Origin of the sequence: Neobacillus soli NBRC 102451 (genome assembly GCF_001591665.1) — a bacterium.
GTDB lineage: Bacteria > Bacillota > Bacilli > Bacillales > Cytobacillaceae > Neobacillus > Neobacillus soli.
The window spans coordinates 159,401-176,300 of sequence record NZ_BCVI01000021.1 but is presented as its reverse complement, the minus strand read 5'-3'; the positions used below and the strand labels follow the sequence as shown (position 1 = coordinate 176,300).

Sequence of the window (16,900 nt, the reverse complement as noted above, 5' to 3'; positions counted from 1 at the left end):
TACTATTCATATTTATCTGCTTCATCCAATATGTTTAAGTCCTCATAAAAAAAACTGCCTTAATTAGATTAAGGCAGCAACATTAATTATCTTTCCCTGGATTATAGTAATAAGGATCACCTTTATAATCCTTTATCTCGTTAGTATCAATAAATAACTTTCCGTTTTCTAAAAAAGTAGCCAACGTTATATTCTCTACTTCTTCCCCCATTTTTTTGACCTCGCTCATTAACCAGCTTTGGTCTAAGTTTAGATATTTTAAATTATGATAGACAATTTGACTGTCCATAATCAGTGGGATTGGCAGATATTCTTTCTTTACATTTAATTGTAAATCTTTAGGTTGAACTGGCCGATATTCTGACTTAGGAATTACACTAATATCTCCTGATTCTTCCATTATCGCAATAGCAATATTCTGGGCATCGGTGTACCCTTTTACCCGTAAATGTGACAATAATTCATTCACAGGCATTCGTACCCTTTTTAGCCCTCTTCGATCAATAGCGCCGTTACGAATCAGTACAGTAGGACTTTCATATAAAATCCATCTTAATTTATTGTGTAAGGATAAGCGGATAAAAATTTTATACAAAATGACAAGGATGGCAGCATAGATTAAAGCTTTTCCTACCTTACCTGTCTCAACCGGCGTACTAATAATATTAGTGAGGACAAAAATGTACAATAAATCAAACGTATGCATTTGGGCTACTGCCTTTTTTCCGGTCACTCGTAAAAACAAATACCCTGCTATAAAAACAATTAAGATGCGGTAAAAGGACTCCATAAGTATCTCTCCTGAGGAATAACTCCACGAAATATAATCCCTATTTGTTATTATTAGAAGATTTATCTGTGATTAAACCAGAAGAAAATATTTTTTACTCTTGATTATATGAATATAAAGGTGGTAAATCCCCCAAAATTATTTTAAAATAAAATAGGAACATACGTTTTATATATATTATTTTAAAATTTTGGAGGTGCAAAATGAAAGATTGGGAAGCTGCCTATATTGCAGGAATTATTGATGGAGAAGGGTCTATAACATTAACAAGAATGCATGAAAAGGAACACCGTCGCCCAAGTATTACGATTGCCTCAACCGATAAAGAACTTTTAATATATCTTCAGACAATAACCAAGGGAACCATCAATAATAAAAAGAACTATAATCCCCAACGACATAAAGATTCCTATACACTAAATATAAAGAATAAAGAAACTGTTTTATTCATATTAAAATATGTTACCCCATATCTAAGAGTAGATAAAAAAAGAAATCGTGCTCTCTTGATACTCGAAAATTATGAAAAGGTTACACCAAGGAACGGAAAATATAACTCAGTATTACTAGAAAAGAAAATCGCATTCGAAAATTCCTTTTTCCAGATATAAAGAAAGACCAGCATTTCTGCTGGTCTTTCTTATCCACTATGTAGTGGAGACGGTGGGACGTGCTCTTCCATGCTTTCGTCATGGCACTGACTATATCTTGAACCTGCCCTAAAAAACAGGTCCTCCGGCGTCTTATGCGAAACATATATTTACCTCTTCAAGGTATGGATTTCGCATCCTAGTACTACCATTTAAGGATGGCAGCCTATAAGTCGATACACGGCTGTTGGATTACTCCACATACCGCTCGGCATTGCCCTATCACATTGAAGTGACTTAGGTTTCACCGATAAAGCCGAATTTTCACTTATGTGTTACCACACAAGGCGACTAATGACTAATCGAACCCACGTCCAAAGATATCGCCACTTAAGCTTCTACGAGTGTAGTCGATATATTGGTGTTTCGCTGATTCATCTGCCTATCGACCGGCGTCCGGTCAGCTAGCCTGGTTGTTCTCTTCCTTCATCCTCAGGCGGTGGAATCCGGCGTAGCCTACTTAGAGTGAGTCCCTTACCCTACCACATAGGCAATGGAGGGAGGAACCGCTATGCAGTATTAAGCTGCGAAAGCGAGGTTGTTGTTAGTTTTGCCAGTTATGGCTTTGACGTTTTAACGAGGCCGATCCCCTCGACTCGCGACCTAAGCTCAAACTACCCCTGTCGAATCCGTAGCGTCCCCATAATAAAAGGAGCTGCAATCTAATGAAAGATTTAAGCTGTAGACGTTAGGATGCTCAACAACGTTCTTTGAGCAAAAGTAAGTGTCGCTAACTTGGCGACAAACTTATTATAACACACTGAGCGGAAATTTCAATTGTAAGTATTTGTAATATATTTCCCGATCCAACAGACACCTAATTACATCTTTTGACGATCACGAAAGGCTCGTTCGATATCACGCTTCGCTTCTTTTTGCTTTAACGATTCACGCTTATCATAATTCTTCTTACCCTTTGCTAGGCCAATTAAAACTTTACAAAAGCCATTTTTCAAATAAAGCTTTAATGGAACAAGCGCATACCCAGCTTCTTTCGTTTCACCAATTAGCTTACTGATTTCACGCTTATGAAGCAGCAGCGTTCGCGTCCGTAATGGATCATGATTGAAGCGATTTCCCTGTTCATAAGGGCTGACGTGCATCCCGAATAATATCGCTTCCCCATTTTGAATCCTGGCATAGGCATCCTTTAAATTTACTTTTCCAGCCCGAATCGATTTGATTTCTGTGCCCTGCAAAACAATCCCGGCTTCGTACGTTTCTTCAATAAAATAATCGTGGTACGCCTTTTTGTTCTGGGCAACAACTTTCCCTTCACCTTTTGGCATTTTTCTCACCTCATCTATGGATTTATTTTAGCAGAATTAATAGAGCCACACAATCAAAAGAGGCCTTGCGTAAAGGCCCCCTGAGATTATCATTTATTTTTTCGCTTGGTACTTTTAGATTTAGGGACATTATCGTAAAATTTACGTTTTCTTTTCGCTTTGTTACCCTGACCTCCGCCAGCTGATTCGGACTTTTGATTACTGTCTTTCTTACGGTCGCCCTGCTGTTTATTACGGCGCGGTTTGTGGGTATCACTGCCCGTTTTGAAAACCTTCGGCGTTTCAGAACGTTCACGACGTGGGGTTCCCTTCATCCCGACGATTTCAAAGTCTATCGAGCGCTCTTCTTTATTTACTTTTACGAGCCGAACAGTAATCTCATCGCCAATCCTGAAGACATTGCCGGTCCGCTCGCCAATCATCGCGAGATGGCGCTCGTCATAGCGATAGTAATCATCGGTCATATAGCTGACATGGACGAGACCTTCAATCGTATTTGGCAGCTCCACAAACATACCAAAATTAGTGACAGAGCTGATAATTCCATCATACTCCTCGCCAATCTTGTCCTCCATGTATTCCGCTTTCTTCAATTCGTCGGTTTCCCGCTCGGCATCAACGGAACGGCGCTCCATTTTTGAAGAATGATCGGCAATCTCAGGTAAGCGGGCATCCCATTTTGCCCTTGTCTTCTCATCGAGCTTTCCTTCGATGAGGTACGTCCGAATTAAACGATGCACAATCGTATCAGGATAACGGCGAATCGGTGAAGTGAAATGGGTATAGAACTCAGTCGATAATCCGAAATGTCCGAGACTTTCCGGATCATATTTTGCCTGCTGCATTGAGCGCAGCATCACTTTCGAAACGACCATTTCCTCCGGCTTTCCCTGCACCTCTTCAATAATTTCCTGAAGGGCCTTTGGATGGACATCGTTAGCCGTCCCTTTCACAATGTAGCCGAAATTGGTAATAAACTCGAAAAATTTGCGGAGCTTATCTTCCTTTGGATCCTCGTGAATCCGGTAAATAAACGGAACTTCCATCCAGTGGAAATGCTCAGCGACAGTTTCATTGGCAGCAAGCATAAACTCTTCAATTAATTTCTCTGCTACTGAACGCTCGCGCAGAACGACATCTGTTGGTTTTCCTTCCTCATCGACAAGCACTTTTGATTCTTTGAAATCGAAGTCGATCGCTCCCCGCTTCATTCGTTTATGGCGAAGGATTGCGGCGAGTTCTTCCATCATTACAAACATCGGCACTAGGGGCTCGTACCTTGCCCGTGTTTCCTCATCATGCTCGACAAGAATTTTATTTACATCACTATAGGTCATCCGTTCCGTTGTTTTAATCACACTTTGAAAAATTTCATGCGAGACGACGGTGCCATCTGAATTGATTTCCATATTACATGAGAGTGTTAACCGGTCTACCTTCGGGTTTAAGGAACAAATCCCATTGGAAAGGCGGTGCGGGATCATCGGAATAACCCTATCTACTAAATATACGCTCGTTGCCCGTTCCTCTGCTTCAAGGTCAATCGGCGTGCCTTCTTTTACATAATAACTTACATCCGCAATATGGACACCAAGTTTAAAGTTGCCGTTCTCAAGCTTTGTAACCGTTACGGCGTCATCAAGATCTTTCGCGTCTGCGCCGTCAATCGTAACAATCGTTTCGCCGCGGAGGTCACGACGGTTCGCCAATTCACTTTCATCAATTGTTTCCGGTGTTTCGTTAGCCTGTTTGAGGACTTCATCCGGAAAAGCCATTGGTAAGCCGTGCTTATGTATGACTGACAGGATATCCACGCCCGGGTCGTTTTTGTGGCCAAGAACGGTGATCACTTCACCTTCCGCACTTTTACGTCCTTCCGGATAGGTGATGAGCTTAACGACCACTTTATGACCTTCGACAGCCCCTTTAGAAGCAGCTTTCGGAATAAAAATATCATTGGCGAATTTTTTATCATCGGGAATCACAAAGCCAAAGCTTTTGCTTTCCACATAGGTTCCAACGATCTGCTGGACCCCTCGTTCAACAATGCGGATAATGCTTCCTTCCCGGCGAGTTCCTGAGGTTTCTGATGAAACGCGGGCTAACACGATATCGCCATGCATTGCGGTGTTTGTTTCATTTGGCGGGATAAAAATATCATCCATACCCGGCTCGTCTGGTGCGACAAACGCAAATCCTTTGGCATGACCAATTAGTTTACCGCGGATTAAGTTCATTTTTTGCGGCAGGCCGTACCGGTTGCTGCGCGTTCGGACGACTAACCCCTTTTCTTCCATTTGGACAAGGGCTTTAACAAACTCCTTAAAGTCGCTGGAGTCTTGAATGCCGAATGCCGCTTCAAGCTCCTGGACCGTTAATGGTTTGTAAGCCTCGTCCCTCATATATTGCAAAAGCTTGTCAATGTGCATTTGTATGCTATCTTCCAAGCAAATCCCTCCTTTGGGTCTTTATTAATCGTGCCAGTCTAATTTTTCTAAAAAGGTATAAACGTCCTCGTGGAGCTGGTCCCGTTCTTTATCAAGCGTAATGACGTGACCGGATTCTTCATACCATTTGATTTCCTTGGTAACTGATTCGATTTCGTTGTAAATAATGTTGGCACTTTCGGTGTTAATCATTTTGTCGTGGCGGGCTTGGACTACAAATGTCGGCGCGTAGATCATATCTACATTTTCACGAACATCGGCAATTAATTGCTGCAGTGCCTTTAATGTGTTCATCGGTGTCTTTTTAAACTCATTCATTTCCATTTCGATTTGCTCGTCTGTTTTTCCTTCATACCTTTTAAATTCACGAGCATATTCAAGGATTCCTTCGTACATCACTTCTTCACTTTTAATATGCATTGGCGCACACATCGGTACAATACCTTTTATAGGTACAGTGTAACCCAATTTCAAGGAAAATACGCCGCCAAGTGACAGTCCGGCGACTGCAATTTCTTCGTGACCTTTATTTTTTAAAAAATGATAGCCGTTTATGACATCCTGCCACCAATCTTCTGGGCCGGTATGAACAAGTTCCTCCGGCGGTACTCCATGACCTTTGTAATGTGGGGCATGGCAGGTGTAACCCTTTTTTTCGAGGAAGCGGCCAAGCATCCGGACATCGGCTGAGTTGCCGGTGAAACCGTGCAAGAGGAGAATGGCTCTTTTTCCTCCTTCAAAAGTAAACGGCTTAGGGGTCGATACCTTCATTTGAAAAACTCCTTTAATTCTTTGTAGTCATTACCCTTTAGTTTAAGCAATCTGGGGGTGAACATTCCAGAAAAAAGGCTTGTGTGTTGGAAAGTGTCTGCCATTAACAACAAAAAACCTGGCACACTGGCCAGGTTTTAGTGTTGAATATTAGATTTTAAAGTAAACAACTCCAAGAGCAAGAATGAAGAATAATACGGATAATACAATCGTAATACGATGTAGAATCAAGTCAATTCCCCGCGCTTTTTGCTTACCGAATAGGGATTCAGCACCACCAGAAATGGCACCGGATAATCCAGCGCTTTTACCTGATTGAAGTAATACGACCCCAATAAGTCCAATACTTACGATAACTAATAAAATCACAATAAATGTATGCATGAAGGCCACCTCCTGTTAGACGTACATTTCACAGTATATTAAATTTACCATATTATCTGCCTTTTAACAATAGTAGTTATTGCGAATCTGCAGGTGAATCATGGGAATGCACTCTATTTCGACACTATCTTTTTTTAAAAAAACTACCACAATCTTTAGGATTGTGGTAGTTACAAGGATTATTTGTTTAAGTTATAGAAAGATTTAAGCCCGTTGTATTGGCTTGTTTCACCCAATTGGTCTTCAATACGAAGCAATTGATTGTATTTAGCCACGCGGTCGGTACGGGATGGGGCACCAGTTTTGATTTGACCTGCGTTTGTTGCAACAGCGATGTCAGCAATCGTGTTGTCTTCCGTTTCACCAGAACGGTGCGAGATAACTGCTGTGTAACCCGCGCGTTTAGCCATTTCAATCGCATCGAAAGTTTCAGTAAGGGTACCGATTTGGTTAACTTTGATAAGGATTGAGTTTCCAATTCCTTTTTCAATACCTTCAGCAAGCTTCTTTGTATTGGTAACAAATAAATCATCACCAACTAATTGAACTTTTTTACCAAGACGTTCGGTTAACAGCTTGTGACCTTCCCAGTCATTTTCATCTAGACCGTCTTCAATCGAGATAATTGGGTATTTATTAGCTAACTCTTCATACCAATCAACCATTTCTGCAGAAGTCTTCACAACGCCTTCGCCGGCAAGATGGTATTTACCGTCTTCTTTGTTGTAAAACTCAGAAGATGCAGCATCCATAGCAAGCATTACTTCCTCACCAGGCTTGTAGCCGGCTTTTTCGATGGCTTCCACAATGGTTTGCAGTGCTTCTTCGTTCGATCCTAGGTTTGGAGCAAAGCCGCCTTCGTCGCCAACAGCTGTGTTAAGGCCTTTGCCTTTAAGAACTGATTTTAACGTGTGGAATATTTCTGCACCCATGCGAAGGGCTTCTTTAAAGCTTGGAGCACCGACAGGCATAACCATGAATTCTTGAATATCAACGTTGTTGTCGGCATGCTCGCCGCCGTTCACAATGTTCATCATTGGAACTGGAAGCTGCTTGGCATTGAAGCCGCCAAGGTATTGATATAAAGGAATATCTAAGTAGTTTGCAGCAGCATGGGCAACCGCTAATGACACACCAAGAATTGCGTTTGCACCTAATTTACCTTTGTTATCTGTTCCATCAAGCTCAATTAGCGCGTTATCGATAGATACTTGGTCAAGGACACTGAATTCTTCACCGACAAGATGTGGTGCAATAATTTCGTTTACGTTGTCAACCGCTTTAAGAACACCTTTTCCAAGGTAGCGTTCTTTGTCGCCGTCGCGAAGCTCAACGGCTTCATATTCACCAGTAGAAGCACCGCTTGGAACTAATGCGCGTCCAAATGCACCTGATTCAGTGAAAACTTCAACTTCAACGGTAGGGTTACCACGGGAATCTAATACTTCACGAGCGTATACATCTGCAATAAATGGCATGTAAATCTCTCCTTAAAAATTAAGTTATTTTTTCAATAATGATTTTCCGGTCATTTCAATCGGCTGCTTAAGCTTTAATAAGTCTAACATGGTTGGTGCTAAATCCCCAAGAATCCCGCCATCGCGTAATTCCGCGCCATTTATTGTCACGATGACTGGTACAGGGTTTGTCGTATGCGCCGTCATCGGCTCACCATCAGGGGTAATCACTTCGTCGGCATTGCCATGGTCAGCAGTAATGATGGCTGCACCGCCTTTTTCAAGGATCAAATCAACGATTTTGCCTAAACACTCATCCACTGTTTCAATCGCTTTAATTGTTGGCTCAAGCATTCCTGAATGGCCAACCATGTCGGGGTTAGCTAAATTCAACAAAATGGCATCAAATTTATCATTTTGAATTTCCTTCAGCAAGGCATCAGTCACTTCATAAGCGCTCATTTCTGGCTTGAGATCATAGGTCGCAACCTTTGGCGAGTTAATTAATATCCGCTCTTCACCAGGGAACTTATCCTCGCGGCCGCCGCTCATAAAGAACGTGACATGCGGGTATTTCTCGGTTTCGGCGATTCTTAACTGCTTCATATGGTTTTGCGCCAGCACTTCACCCAAGGTGTTATCCAAGTTCGATGGTTTAAAGGCGACATATCCATCAACGGATTCACTGAAGTGTGTTAAGCAGACAAAGAACAAATCCTTAGGATGCTTTGGACCGCGCTCAAAGCCGCGGAAGTCTTCGTTTGTAAACGTGTTAGAAATCTGAATTGCCCGGTCTGGACGGAAGTTATAAAAAATAACAGCGTCATTGTCTTGAATCGTAGCGACCGGTTGCCCGTCTTCTTTGGTAATCACAGAAGGAATCACGAATTCGTCAAAAATCCCATGCTGATAGGAATCCTCTACAACTTCTAGTGGATTTTTGTAGGCTGGCCCTTCACCATAAACCATCGAACGGTAGGACTTTTCAACACGTTCCCAGCGCTTATCACGGTCCATCGAATAATAACGTCCAGAGATGGTTGCGAATTCTCCAACACCTAACTCGTTCATTTTATCCAGTGTTTGCCCAATATATTTTGCGGCTGTTTTTTGACCAACATCACGGCCGTCAAGGAAGGCATGGACATAGACTTTTTCAACGCCTTCTTCTTTTGCAAGCTTTAGAAGTGCGAACATATGTTGAATATGGCTATGAACGCCGCCGTCTGACAGCAAGCCGAAAAGGTGAAGGCTAGTGCCGTTTTTCTTGACGTGCTCCATTGCACCAGTGAAGGTTTCATTTTTTTCAAATTCACCTTCACGGATGGCAATATTTACACGCGTTAAGCTTTGATACACAATTCGGCCGGCACCGATATTCAAATGTCCAACCTCGGAATTACCCATTTGTCCTTCCGGAAGGCCGACTGCCTCACCAGATGCGGTTAAATGGGCATGAGGAAACTCGCTCCAAAAACGGTCAAAGTTTGGCTTTTTCGCCTGTGCCACTGCATTTCCTTTTGTTTCTCCCCTGCATCCGAAACCATCGAGGATGATGAGAGCAACTGGCGCTTTACTCATAGCTGCCAGCCTCCAGTAACTTAATAAATGATTGTGCTTCAAGGCTTGCTCCGCCTACTAATGCACCATCAATATCCGGTTGTGCCATGTATTCTTTAATATTTTCCGGTTTCACACTGCCGCCGTACTGAATTCGTACCGCATCCGCTACATCTTGCGAGAATTGCTGGGCCACTACCTGGCGGATATGGGCACACACTTCATTTGCATCTTGTGAAGTGGAAGATTTTCCAGTTCCAATTGCCCAGATCGGTTCGTAAGCAAGGACTGTTTCTTTGACTTGATCATCCGATAAACCCGTTAGTGCTTTCTGAATTTGGGCACCAACGAGGTTCATTGTTTCGCCGTTTTCACGCTGCTCGAGTGTTTCACCACAACAAACAATTGGAGTCAGGTTGTAATTAAAGGCAGCAAGCGCCTTTTTATTGACAGAATCATCTGTTTCATTGAACATTTCACGGCGTTCCGAGTGTCCGATAATCACATATTGAACGCCAAGGTCAGCGAGTGCTTTCGGGCTGATTTCGCCTGTAAATGCTCCGCTTTCTTCAAAGTGCATGTTTTGAGCACCAATTTTCACATCACTGCCTTGTGTTGTTTCAACAAGGCTTTGTAAAAATAAAGCCGGTGCACAAATCACTGATTCCATCTTGTCTGCGGTAGGTACAAGCCCTTTTACTTCCTCAGCAAAGCTTTTTGCCTCGGAAAGGGTCTTGTTCATTTTCCAGTTACCTGCAATGATTGGTTTACGCATGGTGGCACATCCTTTCATGGATTGTTGATCCCTTTAAAGGGGGAGATTCTACAAATTCAATTTAAAAAATTATTTATCCTTTAACGCCACAACGCCTGGCAATGCTTTGCCTTCCATAAACTCAAGGGAAGCGCCGCCGCCTGTGGAAATATGGCTCATTTTATCTGCCAAGCCAAACTTTTCAACTGCTGCTGCTGAATCGCCGCCGCCAATAACTGAATATGTACCTTCTGATGCGGCAAGTGCTTCGGCAACCGCTTTTGTTCCGCCGGCAAACTTATCAATTTCAAACACGCCCATCGGTCCATTCCAGATGACCAATTTCGATTTTTGAATGACATCACGATAAATTTCTGCTGTTTTCGGTCCGATATCAAGTGCTTCCCAATCTGCTGGAATTTCTTCAATTGCCACAACTTTAGAGTTCGCATCTGCCGAGAAATCATCTGCTACAACCGCATCTACTGGCATATAAAAATTAACGCCTTTAGCCTTGGCTTTTTCAATGAATGATTTCGCGAGATCAATCTTATCCACTTCTAGCAGTGATTTCCCAACCTCATGTCCTTGTGCTTTTACAAAGGTATAAGCAAGTCCGCCACCAATAATGAGGTTGTCGACTAATTCTAATAAATTTTCAATGACGCCAATCTTGTCCTTTACCTTCGCACCGCCAATAATCGCTGTAAAAGGACGTTCCGGATTAGAAAGAGCCTTACCGAGTACATCCAATTCTTTTTCCATTAAGAAGCCGGAAACAGCCGGAAGATTGTGTGCAATTCCCTCTGTTGAAGCATGGGCGCGGTGGGCAGCACCAAACGCATCATTGACATAAACATCAGCAAGCTCAGCAAATGCCTTCGCTAGCTCTGGATCATTCTTTTCTTCACCAGGATAGAAGCGAACATTTTCAAGCAATAAACAATCGCCTTCGTTCATTGCCTCGATCAATGCCTTTACAGAATCACCATACGCCTCATCCGCCTTTTTCACGTCCTTCCCAAGTAATTCAGAAAGTCTTACCGCTACTGGAGTTAAGCGCATTTCTTCAACCACTTGACCTTTTGGACGTCCGTAATGGCTTGCCAAAATCACTTTTGCGCCGTTATCCATTAAGTATTGAATGGTTGGCAAGGCAGCCCGAATCCGTGTTTCGTCAGAAATTTTTCCATCCTGCATCGGGACATTGAAATCCACCCGGCAAAAAACGCGTTTTCCTTTTACATCGATATCTTTTAGTGTTTTCTTATTCATGCAAAGGACCTCCTAAAAGTATTGGCCTAATCATTAAAAAAAGGAGGGGGAATCCTCCCCGCTCCCCTTTGGAATACCATTTATCATTATAGACTGTCTACGATTGGAATTCCAACCATATCCAATTTCTTAAAAAATTAAAGTCCTTTTTGTGCCAAGTAATCAACAAGGTCAACGACGCGGCTTGAGTAACCAACTTCGTTATCGTACCAAGACAATACTTTCACCATGTTGCCTTCAAGAACCATTGTTGATAACGCATCAATTGTTGAAGAAACAGTGCTTCCATTGTAATCGCTAGAAACTAGTGGAAGTTCGCTGTATGCCAAAATTCCTTTTAATGGGCCTTCAGCTGCCGCTTTCAATGCTGCATTAATTTCTTCAGCCGTTACATCCTTATCTAGTTCAGCTACTAAATCGACGATGGAAACGTTTGGAGTTGGAACGCGCATGGCCATTCCGTTTAATTTACCTTTAAGTTCTGGTAATACAAGAGCAACGGCTTTTGCTGCGCCTGTTGATGTCGGGATCATGTTTTCAGCTGCGGCACGGGCACGACGGTAGTCCTTGTGCGGCAAGTCAAGGATTTGCTGGTCATTTGTATAAGAGTGAATAGTTGTCATCATCCCGCGTTTAATTCCGAATGTATCATTCAATACTTTTGCAAACGGTGCTAAGCAGTTTGTTGTACAAGAAGCATTAGAAATGACGTGGTGGTTGTTTGCATCGTATTTGTCTTCGTTAACACCCATAACGATAGTGATATCTTCGTTATTTGCTGGTGCAGAGATAATTACCTTTTTTGCACCGGCTTCAAGGTGTTTCGCTGCATCTTCACGCTTTGTGAAACGGCCTGTTGATTCAACGACAACGTCAACACCAAGAGCACCCCAGCCTAGTTGAGCAGGATCGCGTTCAGCGATAACCTTCACTTTATGACCGCCAACCACTAGGTATTCGCCGTCAACAGTTACTTCCTCTGCAAGAGTACCATGAACGGTATCATATTTTAAAAGATGTGCGAGCATGTTTGCATCTGTTAAGTCATTAATTGCGATGATTTCCACATTGTTATTGTTCAAAGCCGCACGAAATACGTTACGACCAATACGACCAAATCCGTTAATTCCAACTTTTACTGACATAATAAATTTCCTCCTTTATTTGTGTAAGGATATGTTTTATTTTTTAAAAAGGAATTATCCTTTTATTAACTGTTTTGCTGCACCTTCGTCGGTGATTAATATCGTCGATGCTGGTGCTTGTTTTAAGTATGCCTTGATTGCCTTTGCCTTTGAGGTCCCTCCTGCAACGGCAATGACATCCGGAATGTTTGCGAGATCTTTTAACTGAAGGCCAATCGTTAACACCTTGTGAACAATTTCGCCACTCTCGTTAAAATAGTAGCCAAAAGCCTCGCCAACAGCCTTCCCGCTTTCTAATTTTTTCTTTATTTCCGGGTTGGTTTTTCGTCGTTCGGCCATTGTGATAGCATCTCCAATTCCATGAAGAACCATGCTCGCTGATTTAATCAGGCTTAACACCTCATCAATGTCAGGCTCTCGGATAAGGGATTGATAAATCTCCGTACTGACCTGATCTGGAACATAGAAAACACGGTGTTTGGAATGTGTGTTTTTCGCCATAATCGAGCAAATGGTATTCGCTTGATTTTGGACATCCTCGCCAACTCCCCCACGTGCCGGAACAAATAGTAATTCCTTTTGACTATGCTCGGGTGATAGTCTTTCCGCAATGGCAGCCATTGTTGAACCACCAGTGACAGCGATGATATTTTCCCCGCCAAGAAGCTTTTTCATGCAGGTAGCAGATGCCTTCCCAAGTTCCCCCTTGACCAATGGGGACAGATCACTATCGCCAGGTACGATGATGACTTTTTTGATGCCAAGCCGGTGTTTTAACTCCAGCTCCATCACATCAATACCCTTTAACTCGCGCATCAAACCTTCAAGATCTTCAAGCAAGTTTTTCCCTTCGGGGGTTAAACTCATTCCCACATTGTTCGTGTAGAGAAGATTTTGTTCCTTTAAAAAATCAACCTCGCTACGAAGAATTCTTTCGGTATACCCAAGGCTGATCGCTAAACTCCTTCTTCCTACTGGCTGCATAAAACCTATGTATCGTAGGATAGAATATCTTTTTTGGAGGACTTGGAGTAGGTCGGGTAATAATCTTTTTTGTATATCGATAAATGATTGCATGAATCACATGCTCCTTTATTATATGTAGTTGGTCGCAAAATGTCCACCATAGACATATTATGTCCCGCCACATCAAAAAAAAATCACCCTTGGTACGTTTTTATTGTAGCAGGAGTGAAAATCTATTTCAACTTATAAGATTGGCTTTTTTTCTTGTAAACGGTTACTTATGTCGAATTTGTCAACAAACCCAAATCCGACTTCTTCACCGTCAATATGAATGACCGGAATCATTAATCCGTAGCTTTCCGTTAATTCATCACTTGATTCAATATCGATTTCTTCTATGCGAAAATTAAATTCTTCTTTCAGCTCTTGAAGGATGGCTTTTGCTTTATCACATAGCGGGCAGCGGTTCCTAGTATATAAAGTGATTGTTGTTTCCGTCATAATTTTTGTTCCTTTCAATCAAACCGTTTTCTTTTTGAAGAGGAGAGAATTCCCAATTGATCGCGGTACTTGGCGATAGTCCGTCTTGAGATGACCATTCCCTCCATCGTTTTTAGTTGCTCGACAATTTCCTGGTCGGAAAGCGGTCTTTGTTTATTCTCTTTTTCAATTAATTGACTGATTGCCTTCTTTACCTGTGTGGACGAAGTATTTTCATCCTCTGAGACTGTTTGAATCGTGCTAGTGAAAAATGATTTTAATGTGAATGTACCGAGCGGTGTCTGCACATATTTTTCCCGGACTGCTCTGCTCACAGTTGATTCATGGATTTCAAGTTCAGCCGCCACTTCCTTCATTGTCATCGGCACTAACTGCTGCGAACCTTTTTGAAAAAATGCGGTTTGCTTTTCAACGATTTTTGCGACAACTCTTGTCAGAGTCTCTTTACGCTGTTCAATACTTTTTTGAATCCATTGATAATCCTGGACCTTATCCTGTAAAAAGCGGCTGACCTGTGGGTCCTGGTCCTTAAATTTTTTAAAATATTGTTCATTAAAACTGATTCTTGGGAGGGCATCATCAAACATTCGAACAGTTAATCCTTCCTGTGATTGCTCGATAATCGCATCGGGAATGATGTATGTTGTCTCGTTTCGGCCCAAAAGTGCAGCCGGTTTTGGATTCAATTTTTGAATGTCATCAAACACATCCTGAATCTCTTTTAGTGTAATTTGCATCACCTTCGCAATTTGTTTCCACTTCTTCTCCGCAAAAGGCACAAAAAAGTTCGAAATAATATTCTGAGCTAGATCGTTATCTGGGTTTTGATAATAAATTTGCATTAACAGGCATTCTTGAAGGTTCCGTGCCCCGATTCCCGCAGGTTCAAGTGTTTGAATGATAGCTAAACATTCTTCCACTAATTCCTCTGGTACTCGTAAGTTTTCAGCGATTCTGCATAGATCACCTAAAAAGTAACCGTTTTCATCAAGATTCTGAATAAGATGACGGAGGACTCTTACTTGCTCCGATGACAATGTTTTAATATTTAATTGAGAGATTAATTGATCTTCAAGTGAAAATGGTTTATCAGCAATTTGATCAATCCAGTCCTTCTCCGCCTTTTGATGCTTTCTCCGGTTGCGGTCAATAAGGGGATTCATCGGCTGGACATTCCCATGTTCAATCTGCATTAGGGGATTTTCGAGTGCTTTATTTTCTAAAAACTCAGCCAGTTCTTGGGCCGAATACTGTAATAAGGCAATTGCCTGCGATAGCTCCTGCGTCATCGCTAATTTTAACGTTTGCTGCTGCCATAAACCTGCCTTTAAGTTCATTAGTATCCCCCCTTTTATCTATTTTACACGATGAAGGGAAATTAGTGTATCGGAAATTAGCCTGTGGAGGGGATGACTAATGAATTTTCCCCAAAAATAAAACCTCCTGTTTATAATAACAGGAGGTTTTCACTGATGCCCTCGGCAGGAATCGAACCTGCATTTCAAGCTTCGGAGGCTTGCGTGCTATCCGTTGCACCACGAGGGCGAATATTAGCGACTTACATATTATATGTCAGTTTCCCGCAGTTTGCAAGTATAGAATAGGTTTAAAATGGTGCGGAATGGATATGATGAAATATGGAACGTTGTCGAACATTTTTAAAGTCGAATTGTTTGACCTTTATTGACCATCGGTGTATGATAACAATACATATTATTATTACCTTTTCCACTCAAAGGAGGAAAAAAAATGAATTTGATTCCTACAGTTATTGAACAAACAAACCGGGGCGAGCGTGCTTATGACATCTATTCTCGTCTGCTAAAAGACCGGATTATTATGCTTGGAAGCGGAATTGATGACAATGTTTCCAATAGTATTGTAGCACAATTATTATTTTTAGAAGCAGAAAATCCTGAAAAAGATATTACCCTTTACATCAACAGTCCGGGCGGAAGCATCACAGCCGGAATGGCGATTTATGACACAATGCAATATATTAAAGCAGATGTATCAACTGTTTGTATTGGGATGGCTGCATCCATGGGTGCATTCTTACTGGCTGCCGGCCAAAAAGGCAAGCGCTATGCCCTGCCAAATTCTGAAGTCATGATTCACCAGCCACTTGGCGGTGCACAAGGGCAAGCAACGGAAATCGAGATTGCCGCGAAACGCATCCTGTTCCTTCGCGAAAAGTTAAATGGCATCTTAGCCGAGCGCACTGGCCAGCCGCTTGAAGTCCTTCAAAGGGATACAGACCGCGATAACTTCATGACAGCGGAACGTGCAAAAGAATATGGCCTTATTGACCAAATCATCACTCGTAATATTCTTGATAGCAAAGATAAAAAATAATTCCATGAGCAATCGGCTTCTGAGCCGGTTGTTTTTTTAACTTTATTTTTGACTTTTTACAATATAAATTGGACTTATTGGAACCCGTTCCGTCAGAAAGATCAGGATAAAGGAATTCAATCGGGCTTATTGGAACCCGTTCCCCCTGAAAGATCAGCATAAAGGTATCCAATCAGGCTTATTTAATCAAGAGGGCAGTAAAGTTTTAAAAAACAATAGCTGCCACTACCAAAGCCTTTAACAAAAAAAAGGTTCGGCCTCGAATTGGAGACCAAACCCTTTTTAATGTTCTTTTTCAATAAATTCGGTTAAAGCGTTGATGGCGGTTTCTTCATCTGACCCGTCAGCGACAATATTAATCACGACTCCTGAGCCAACTGCAAGGCTCATTAATCCCATGATACTTTTTGCATTGACTTTTTTGCCATCCTTTTCTAGAAAAATATCAGCCGAGAAGCGGTTAGCTTCTTGAACAAAAAGCGCCGCTGGCCGCGCTTGAAGACCTGTTTTTAATTTTACCTCTACTTGTTTCTCCTTCATTACACAATTCCTCCTC

At 42.0% G+C, this 16,900-nt stretch carries 16 protein-coding genes, 1 tRNA gene and 1 other RNA gene; 2 read left to right on the top strand and 16 right to left on the bottom strand.

All coding sequences use genetic code 11. From position 1 onward, the window contains the following. Positions 1-82 precede the first annotated feature (82 nt). A complete protein-coding gene (locus BSO02S_RS09060; protein ID WP_066065652.1) occupies positions 83-790 on the bottom strand; it encodes a DUF421 domain-containing protein in 708 nt (235 codons plus the stop codon). A gap of 203 nt (positions 791-993) precedes the next feature. On the opposite strand from BSO02S_RS09060, the gene BSO02S_RS09055 reads away from it, so the two are divergent. Further along, positions 994-1,401, top strand: coding sequence for an LAGLIDADG family homing endonuclease (locus BSO02S_RS09055; protein ID WP_066065649.1), 408 nt, complete (start codon positions 994-996; stop codon positions 1,399-1,401). 338 nt (positions 1,402-1,739) lie between these two features. Here BSO02S_RS09055 and ssrA read toward each other — a convergent pair. From ssrA to BSO02S_RS08985, 14 genes are all read right to left on the bottom strand, one after another. Next, positions 1,740-2,074: a transfer-messenger RNA gene (gene ssrA / locus BSO02S_RS09050) on the bottom strand. 187 nt (positions 2,075-2,261) lie between these two features. Further along, positions 2,262-2,729: an SsrA-binding protein SmpB gene (gene smpB / locus BSO02S_RS09045; RefSeq protein WP_066065646.1), complete on the bottom strand. Its 468-nt coding sequence runs from the start codon at positions 2,727-2,729 to the stop codon at positions 2,262-2,264. An 89-nt stretch (positions 2,730-2,818) separates the two neighbouring features. Then, positions 2,819-5,176, bottom strand: coding sequence for a ribonuclease R (gene rnr / locus BSO02S_RS09040; protein WP_066065645.1), 2,358 nt, complete (start codon positions 5,174-5,176; stop codon positions 2,819-2,821). Between the two features lie 24 nt (positions 5,177-5,200). Next, the gene (locus BSO02S_RS09035) at positions 5,201-5,947 is read right to left on the bottom strand and encodes an alpha/beta hydrolase (RefSeq protein ID WP_066065642.1); all 747 of its coding nucleotides are present in this window, start codon (positions 5,945-5,947) and stop codon (positions 5,201-5,203) included. A gap of 150 nt (positions 5,948-6,097) precedes the next feature. After that, complete coding sequence (gene secG, locus BSO02S_RS09030) at positions 6,098-6,331, bottom strand: preprotein translocase subunit SecG (protein WP_066065639.1); 234 nt, start codon at positions 6,329-6,331, stop codon at positions 6,098-6,100. A gap of 179 nt (positions 6,332-6,510) precedes the next feature. Further along, positions 6,511-7,809, bottom strand: coding sequence for a phosphopyruvate hydratase (gene eno / locus BSO02S_RS09025; RefSeq protein WP_066065638.1), 1,299 nt, complete (start codon positions 7,807-7,809; stop codon positions 6,511-6,513). Positions 7,810-7,833: 24 nt separating this feature from the next. Next, complete coding sequence (gene gpmI / locus BSO02S_RS09020; RefSeq protein ID WP_066065636.1) at positions 7,834-9,369, bottom strand: 2,3-bisphosphoglycerate-independent phosphoglycerate mutase; 1,536 nt, start codon at positions 9,367-9,369, stop codon at positions 7,834-7,836. Beyond that, complete coding sequence (gene tpiA, locus BSO02S_RS09015; RefSeq protein ID WP_066065633.1) at positions 9,362-10,123, bottom strand: triose-phosphate isomerase; 762 nt, start codon at positions 10,121-10,123, stop codon at positions 9,362-9,364. The genes gpmI and tpiA overlap by 8 nt, the downstream gene beginning before the upstream one ends. Positions 10,124-10,192: 69 nt before the next feature. After that, complete coding sequence (locus BSO02S_RS09010; RefSeq protein ID WP_066065630.1) at positions 10,193-11,377, bottom strand: phosphoglycerate kinase; 1,185 nt, start codon at positions 11,375-11,377, stop codon at positions 10,193-10,195. Between the two features lie 137 nt (positions 11,378-11,514). Beyond that, the gene (gap, locus tag BSO02S_RS09005; protein WP_066065627.1) at positions 11,515-12,522 is read right to left on the bottom strand and encodes a type I glyceraldehyde-3-phosphate dehydrogenase; all 1,008 of its coding nucleotides are present in this window, start codon (positions 12,520-12,522) and stop codon (positions 11,515-11,517) included. Positions 12,523-12,576: 54 nt separating this feature from the next. Beyond that, positions 12,577-13,599, bottom strand: coding sequence for a sugar-binding transcriptional regulator (locus BSO02S_RS09000; RefSeq protein WP_066065624.1), 1,023 nt, complete (start codon positions 13,597-13,599; stop codon positions 12,577-12,579). Between the two features lie 132 nt (positions 13,600-13,731). Beyond that, entirely contained in the window at positions 13,732-13,989 is a 258-nt protein-coding gene (locus BSO02S_RS08995; protein WP_066065784.1) for a glutaredoxin family protein, read from the bottom strand. Positions 13,990-14,003: 14 nt separating this feature from the next. Next, on the bottom strand, positions 14,004-15,326 hold the full coding sequence (gene rpoN, locus BSO02S_RS08990) for an RNA polymerase factor sigma-54 (protein WP_066065622.1): 1,323 nt from the start codon (positions 15,324-15,326) through the stop codon (positions 14,004-14,006). A 136-nt stretch (positions 15,327-15,462) separates the two neighbouring features. After that, positions 15,463-15,534 (bottom strand) — tRNA-Arg (locus BSO02S_RS08985). Positions 15,535-15,738: 204 nt separating this feature from the next. Between BSO02S_RS08985 and clpP the strand changes: the two genes are divergently transcribed. Then, a complete protein-coding gene (gene clpP / locus BSO02S_RS08980; RefSeq protein WP_066065619.1) occupies positions 15,739-16,344 on the top strand; it encodes an ATP-dependent Clp endopeptidase proteolytic subunit ClpP in 606 nt (201 codons plus the stop codon). A 282-nt stretch (positions 16,345-16,626) separates the two neighbouring features. Here clpP and BSO02S_RS08970 read toward each other — a convergent pair whose 3' ends face one another. Beyond that, complete coding sequence (locus BSO02S_RS08970) at positions 16,627-16,884, bottom strand: HPr family phosphocarrier protein (protein WP_066065613.1); 258 nt, start codon at positions 16,882-16,884, stop codon at positions 16,627-16,629. Between the last annotated feature and the right edge of the window lie 16 nt (positions 16,885-16,900).